Source organism: Streptomyces sp. NPDC014734 (assembly GCF_043083325.1).
Lineage (GTDB): Bacteria > Actinomycetota > Actinomycetes > Streptomycetales > Streptomycetaceae > Streptomyces.
In genome coordinates this window covers 74,283-81,117 of sequence record NZ_JBIBYN010000004.1, presented here as the reverse complement: position 1 = coordinate 81,117, position 6,835 = coordinate 74,283, and the positions used below count along the sequence as shown (strand labels likewise).

Annotated in this window: 4 protein-coding genes; 3 read left to right on the top strand and 1 reads right to left on the bottom strand. The window is 70.8% G+C overall.

Annotated elements, in window-relative coordinates; all coding sequences use genetic code 11:
• Window positions 1–17: 17 nt before the first annotated feature.
• The 3 genes from ACF1CT_RS09070 to ACF1CT_RS09060 all read left to right on the top strand — a co-directional run bounded on the left by ACF1CT_RS09070 (window position 18) and on the right by ACF1CT_RS09060 (window position 6,242).
• Window positions 18–2,072: a LamG domain-containing protein gene (locus ACF1CT_RS09070; RefSeq protein WP_391783135.1), complete on the top strand. Its 2,055-nt coding sequence runs from the start codon at window positions 18–20 to the stop codon at window positions 2,070–2,072.
• Window positions 2,073–2,200: 128 nt separating this feature from the next.
• Window positions 2,201–3,022: a serine hydrolase domain-containing protein gene (locus ACF1CT_RS09065; RefSeq protein WP_391783134.1), complete on the top strand. Its 822-nt coding sequence runs from the start codon at window positions 2,201–2,203 to the stop codon at window positions 3,020–3,022.
• A gap of 229 nt (window positions 3,023–3,251) precedes the next feature.
• Complete coding sequence (locus tag ACF1CT_RS09060; RefSeq protein WP_391783133.1) at window positions 3,252–6,242, top strand: DUF4157 domain-containing protein; 2,991 nt, start codon at window positions 3,252–3,254, stop codon at window positions 6,240–6,242.
• Here the strand turns inward: ACF1CT_RS09060 and ACF1CT_RS09055 are convergent.
• Window positions 6,223–6,783, bottom strand: a complete 561-nt coding sequence (locus tag ACF1CT_RS09055) for an ATP-binding protein (protein ID WP_391783132.1) — start codon at window positions 6,781–6,783, stop codon at window positions 6,223–6,225. The genes ACF1CT_RS09060 and ACF1CT_RS09055 overlap by 20 nt on opposite strands.
• Between the last annotated feature and the right edge of the window lie 52 nt (window positions 6,784–6,835).

The following is a 6,835-nucleotide window of genomic DNA, read 5'->3' as shown; positions in this document are numbered from 1 at the left end:
GGCGGGCCGGGGGGGGGTTGGTTGGGTTCGGGGGGGGGGGGGCGCGGCGCGGGGGGGGGGGGGGCCGGCGGGGGGGGGCCCCCCCCCCCCGGGGGGGGGCCGCCCCCCCCCCCGGGGCCGCGGGCAAGCAGGGGACGGCTCTGCACCTCGACGGTACGAGCGGCTACGCGGCGACCGACATCCCGACGATCAACACGTCCATCGGTTTCAGTGTGTCGACCTGGGTGAAGCTCGACAAGATGCCCACCAAGGCAGCCGTCATCGCGGCCCAGCCGGGCAACTACTCACCCGGATTCGAGTTGTACTACTCCCTCGGGTATGACCGGTGGGTATTCAACCAGTACACCTCCGACACCGCAGGAGCCTCCATCGCCCGGGCCATGGCCCCGCAGGCAGGCGGGGTGACCGCGAACGAATGGACGCATCTGGTGGGTGTCTACAGCGGAGGCGCGAAGGAGCTCCAGCTCTACGTCAACGGAACCCTGGCCGGCTCCGCCCCTTACACCACGGCATGGGAATCCCGTCGCGGTCTCCAGATAGGAGCGGCCAACCTCAACGGCATCGTCACGAACTATTTCCCCGGCACCATCGATGATCTGCGTCTGTTCGACAAGCCGGTGAGCGCGACGGAGGTCGGCCGTCTCTTCCGCGGGGAGTCCATCGGCAACGGACGTACGGCCCGTGCCGTGTTTCCGCTGGACGAGCCGGAAGATGCCACCGAGGTCGTCGGGTACGCCGACACCCAGCCGCTGAAGCTCGAAGGCGGAGCCCGGCTCGGCGCCGCGGGCGTCGCGGGGCGCTCCCTCGCGCTGAACGGCACCGACGCCTACGCGCGCACCGCCGCCCCGCACTCCGACACCCAGCGCCCCTTCACGGTCTCGGCCTGGGCCAAACTCGACCGCATACCGGACCAGGCCGCCACGGTCGTGGCCCAGTTGGGCACGAACCGGCCGGGCTTCGAGCTGTATTACTCGAAGACGTACAACCGCTGGGGCTTCACCCAGTATTCGGCCGACGTCCCGAACGCCACCCAGATCCGCGCCGTGCAACCGGCGGGCACCACCGCGCGAGCGGGAGAGTGGGTACACCTCGTCGGTGTCCACGACGCGGTGGCCAAAACACTCACCCTCTACGTCAACGGGGTCAAGGCAGCCAGTGTGGCCCAGGCCAGTCCCTGGTATGCCGGCGGGAGTGTCCAGGTCGGTGCGCTGAGCATCGACGGCGGCAAGCTCATCCAGTACTTCCCCGGCCAGATCGACGACGTCCGTCTCTACGACCGGCCGGTGTCCGACGAGGAAGTACACCAGTTGTTCCAGCAACGTCCATTGCTCGGCGCGCGATGGAAACTGGACGATGCAGGCGCCGATTCCACTTCGCCGGACGACTCCGGGCAGGCGGCGTCCATGTCTCTGGAGGGCGGCGCGAAGATCGGCCCGGGAATCATCGACGGCGGATTGGAGCTGAACGGCACGACCGGCTACGCGTCCACTCCAGCAGTCCCGGTCGACACGAGTACCAGTTTCACGGTCGCCGCATGGGCTCAGGCAGCGTCCACGCCCGCCCAGAGCGCCGCGGTACTCAGCGCGGAGGGTTCCGTGCAGAGTCCCTTCAGTCTCCGGTTCGTGCCGGACGCCGACGACACCGAGGGCCGCGGGACGTGGGAGATCGCACTGCCCGACAAGGACAGCGCGGACGCCACGACACGGCGTATGGCCAACAGCGTGTTCAACCACGTCACGGACTGGACGCACCTGGCCCTGGTCTATGACGGGTTCGCCAGACAGGCGCGCCTGTACGTCAACGGCGTCGTCCAGGAGGTGGCCTGCGGTGACGGCGGGTCCGGCAGCAGCGCCTGCGAGGGCCTGATGGCCTGGGGTGAGAACGTCCTGACCACCAGGGCCGGGAAGTCCCTCCAGCTCGGGCGGACGAAGGTCGGTGGCACCGGAAGCGAGTACTTCCCAGGTGTGCTCGACGACGTCTGGGCCTTCGAGGGGGCCTTGACCGAGAGCCAGGTCGAGCAACTTGCCGGGTCCTTGTTCGGCCTGCCCACGGAGGTGCCGGGGAGTAGTTGATGCCACAGCGGGGTGCGTCCGGTCCGGGAACCGGGCGCACCCCGCATTCGCTCTGCGCGCCCCACACCTCGCCCTGCGGCAGGGCCCTGTACCGGGCGGAACGGTCACGGCCCGTTACGCTCATAGGCATGCAGAGCCTGGCAATGATCGACAACTGGCCCGTTCCCACCGCGGCGGCTGCCGTCGTACGAGCGGACGGGACCGTCGTCGGTGCGCACGGCGCGACGGCGCACCGGTTCCCGCTCGCCTCCGTGACCAAGCCGCTCGCGGCGTACGCGGCGCTGGTGGCGTACGAGGAGGGGGCGGTGGAGCTGGACGAGGCGGCCGGGCCCGAGGGGGCCACCGTCCGGCATCTGCTCGCGCACACCAGTGGGCTCGCGTTCGACGAGCACCGTACGACGGCCGCACCCGGGACCCGGCGGCTGTACTCCAACGCGGGCTTCGAGGTGCTCGGCGACCACATCGCGAAGGCCGCCGACATCCCGTTCCCGGAGTACGTGCGCCAGGCGGTGCTGGAGCCGCTGGGGATGACGTCGACGACGGTGGACGGTTCGCCCGCCAAGGACGGTGTCTCGACCGTCGACGACCTTGTGCGGTTCGCGGCGGAGGTGCAGGCGCCCCGGCTGCTCGATCCGCGCACGGTGCTGGACGCGCAGACCGTCCAGTACCCCGGACTGAAGGGCGTGCTGCCCGGCTACGGACACCAGAACCCCAACGACTGGGGGCTCGGCTTCGAGATCCGGGACCACAAGTCCCCGCACTGGACGGGGAGTTCGTCGTCACCCTCGGCCTTCGGGCACTTCGGGCAGTCGGGCACGTTCCTGTGGGTCGACCCGGTCGCGGGTGCGGCGTGCGTCGCGCTGACCGACCGGGCCTTCGGCCCGTGGGCGGTGGAGGTGTGGCCGGCGTTCACGGACGCGGTGCTCGCGGAGCTGCGCTCCGGGCGTTGAGAGCCTGACGGGTGGACTCAGGGATGACCTGAGGGATGGTTTGAGGGGTGGTCTGAGGGGTGGCCCGGGTGGTGATCCGGGCGGCCGGGTCGCGTTCTACGGGCTCCGGGACGGGCTGTTCGCACGGCGGTGGGTGGCCGCCAGGTGCGGGACGGGTGAACCCGCGGGGCGGCGGGGAATAGCCGGGGAAGCCCTCCCATCCGGCGCGAGGATGGCCGACCATCGGTTCATGCGCACACACGAGCGACAGGACGACGCCGTACGTTCCGCCCCCGCGGCCCCGGCCACTGCCCGGGCGACGGCAGTCGGTCCTGCGGTCGGCGCGGGTCCGGTCGGCGCGGGACCGGTCACCTTTGCGCCGCTCGCTGTCGCGCCGCTCGCCGGATTGGACGGCGCCGGCGTCGCCGGACAGCCCGACTCACCCGGATCGCCGATCGCGCTCCCGCTCGGCGCGCTGCAACGTTCGCTCGGGAACGCGGCCGTGGTGCGGATGCTGGAGGCGCGGCGCCGTGCGTGGGAGGGGGCCGGGGACGGGAACGGGGTCGGGGGTGGGGGCGGGGAACCGTCCGCCACGGTTCAGCGGTCGTCGGTGCCGGATGTGCTGCGCTCGCCCGGGAAGCCGTTGGGCGGGGCGGTCCGGGCGGACATGGAGGCGCGACTGGGCGCGGACTTCTCCGACGTACGGCTGCACACGGGCGCCGCCGCGCGGCGCTCCGCGGCGGAGGTGGGCGCACGCGCGTACACCTCCGGCAGCCATGTCGTCATCGGTTCCGGGGGCGCCGACCGGCACACCCTGGCCCATGAACTGACCCATGTCGTCCAGCAGCGTCTGGGGCCCGTCGCGGGTACCGACAACGGTTCCGGGCTCAGCGTCTCCGACCCCTCGGACCGGTTCGAACGCGCGGCGGAGGCCAATGCCCGCCGCGTCCTGTCCGGCCCCGCGCCCGTGGCGGAGGCGGAGGCGGAGCAGAAGACCGTGGCGGAGGCGGTGCCCGCACCCTCGTCGGAGAGTGCGGCCGTGCAGCGGGTGCCCGCTCGCGCGCACGACCACGGGCGGGCCGTCGCCGTGCAGCGGGCCGGAGCGGGCGAGGCCCTCTTCGACCACGCGCAGTACTACGGGAAGGCCGGATGGCAGGACACCGCCGAGGAGTTCGAGAAGCGGCTCGGTGGATACGCCTTCCGGGACGGCCGGGCCCTCGCCGCCGCCCGTGCGACCGTGGCGCGGCTGAAGAAACTGCTCACCGCCTACGCCCGGACGGCGCACAAGGACACGGCCCTGGCGAACAAGTCGTTCTTCCTCGGCGACAGCACCAGCGGCGGGCAGGTGGGCGAGAACATGACCACCGCCCAGATCAACGCGTTCTTCACGAGCGACGGAAACGTCCGTGAGCTGATGACCGCCCTGTACAACGCCGCGTACTACAACACGACGGCCCCGGACGGGGGCGCGGGCAAGCTGTCGATGAAGGAGATCCTGAACGGCATCATCGGGCCCCGGCCCCAGTTGGCATCGACGCTCGGCATGAACGAGGAGGAGCTGAAGAAGCATTCCGCGTTCCTCAACAGCTCGAAGCGGGCGCTGCTGGAGGCGGCGGCGAACGTCGGAGGCAAGGGGTACAACTTCGCGAAGGACCCGTATGCCCTGGGCAACATCCTCGCCCAGTCGGAGTCGGAGACCTTCGCCGGTGACACCCTCGAAATGATCAGGAGTCAGGAGCCCCGGCAGAAGCGGGACGACGCCGACCGGGACGCCCACCGCAAGAGCCCCCGCGACTACGAGGAGCGGGGAGCGCCGCTCAGCGCCCGCGAGCTGGAGTTCGCGGGCAAGCCCGGACCGGACGACAAGCTCCCCTGGATCGAGGGCGCCGCCTACTACGAGATCAACCAGTCGTCGAGTTGGGCGAAGTCGAGCGCGGCGCGTGGACTTCCGGTGGTCGCGGGCATGTCGGGCACCACGACGCGGATGCTCAAGACCTTCCAGTGGATGAACGTGCCCGGGGTCGACGCCTTCGACTTCCGGATGGCCGTGATGGGCTGGATGCTGCCGTCCTGGGACCACTCGCTCTACGAGATCCTGCGCGGTTCCTGGGCGGCCGGGGTCAAGGGCCCCCGGGAGTCCGTGCTGCGAGCGGAGAAGGGCGCGGCGCTGATGTACCAGAACATCGCGCCCTTCACGGAGGAGGAACTGCGCCAGCACGTCTGTGTGGGCGGGCAGTTCCCGCACGAGCTGATGTACCTCGCCGAGGCGGGGAAGGCCCGGGACGTGGACCCGGCGGCGAGCGGTTTCATGGAACCGGGCGTGACCGCGGCCCAGGACGCGCAGCAGAAGTACCAGACGTTCGACGAGGCCGACACCCACCCCGATCCGCGCATCGACCAGTGGAAGCGGGACAACGGCGTCACCTCCGTCAAGGACGTGACCAGGACGTTCAAACCGGCCCACGCGACCGCCCTGATGACGTACACCGGCGGGGCGCACGCGATGATCAACGCGGCGGTGCGCAGCCGGCTCCTGCCCGAGGGATACGCGCCCTACGGCACCACCGGGCTGCTCACCTCCGGCGCCGAATCGATCTCCCTCGCCCAGATCAAGGCCCAGCTCAGGTGGGCCGCCGCGCATCCGGACGAGAACGTGCCGACCCTCACCGAGGACCCGGTGATCGGGCCGCAGCTCGCGGCGGCGCAGGGTACGGACCCGGTCGCGCAGAAGGCGGCGATGGCCGTCATCGACGCGCGGATCGACGTCATCGCGCCCCCGCTCTTCGAGGAGTTGAAGGCGCACGCCGACATGACGATGGAGGCGCTGAACCGGCTTCCGCCCGTCACCGGCACGGTCTACCGGGGCGACTGGAACATCGGCGGCGACGGGGCGGTCACCCAGCTCGGCAAGTACGCGGCGGTCAACTACCGTCGGGGAACCGTCTTCACCACCTCCTTCGACAGCACCAGCCGTGAGAAGGACGTGGGGATGGACTTCATGCGCGGCCAGCGGGTGGACGGAGCGGCGCGGCACCGGATCTTCCTCGAACTCACGCTCACCGGAAAGTACGGCCGCGACATCGACCCGTTCCACCAGTACCAGGGCAGCGAGGCCGAGGTACTGCTCATGCCGGGCGCGCGCTTCAAGGTCACCGATAGCAAGTGGGAGCACGACTCGGGGCACCTGACGGACAGGGGCGGCAGCGACTGGTATGAGCACGTCATGGCGACGGAGGTGTGAGGGCCGACGATCCCCCCGTCGACGATGCCTCCACGGACGGTGTCCCTGCGGACGGTGCCCCCGCCGGCGGTGTCCCCGCGTCCTTCGTCGCGGACGAGGTCTGCGCGGCCTTCGCCGCCCCGGCGGACAGGCACTCGAACCACACCGTCTTGCCGCGCCCGTCGCCGCGTACGTCGGTTCCCCAGCGGTCGGTGACGGCGTCGACCAGCACCAGCCCCCGCCCGCCCTCGTCCAGGACGTCACCGACCGTCACGCGCGGTGGTTCGGGGCACGCATCCGCGACCTCGACGCGTACGCCCCCGTCCGGGAGCAGGAAGATGAGCGTCTGGCAGCGGCGGCCGGGCACGTGCCGTACGGCGTTGGCGATCAGCTCGGTGAGTGCCAGTTCCGCCGCGTCGGCGACGTCGCACAGGCCCCAGCCGGTGAGGTAGAGGCGCAGGATGCGGCGCAGGTGACGGGCGGAGTGCTCGCCCATCGCGAAGTCGGCGCGGTAGGTCGGCTCCGGCAGCTCCGCGACCGGGGGTGAAGTTACGTGATTCATGTCACCAGAGTGGAGTGGCGTGGCTACGCTCGGCTACGCAGTGAAACGAACG

Bases quoted from the DNA above. Each gene is read 5' to 3' on its own strand.
- ACF1CT_RS09060 (WP_391783133.1), top strand. From the start codon at position 3,252: ATGCGCACACACGAGCGACAGGACGACGCCGTACGTTCCGCCCCCGCG.
- ACF1CT_RS09065 (WP_391783134.1), top strand. From the start codon at position 2,201: ATGCAGAGCCTGGCAATGATCGACAACTGGCCCGTTCCCACCGCGGCG.
- ACF1CT_RS09055 (WP_391783132.1), bottom strand. From the start codon at position 6,783: ATGAATCACGTAACTTCACCCCCGGTCGCGGAGCTGCCGGAGCCGACC.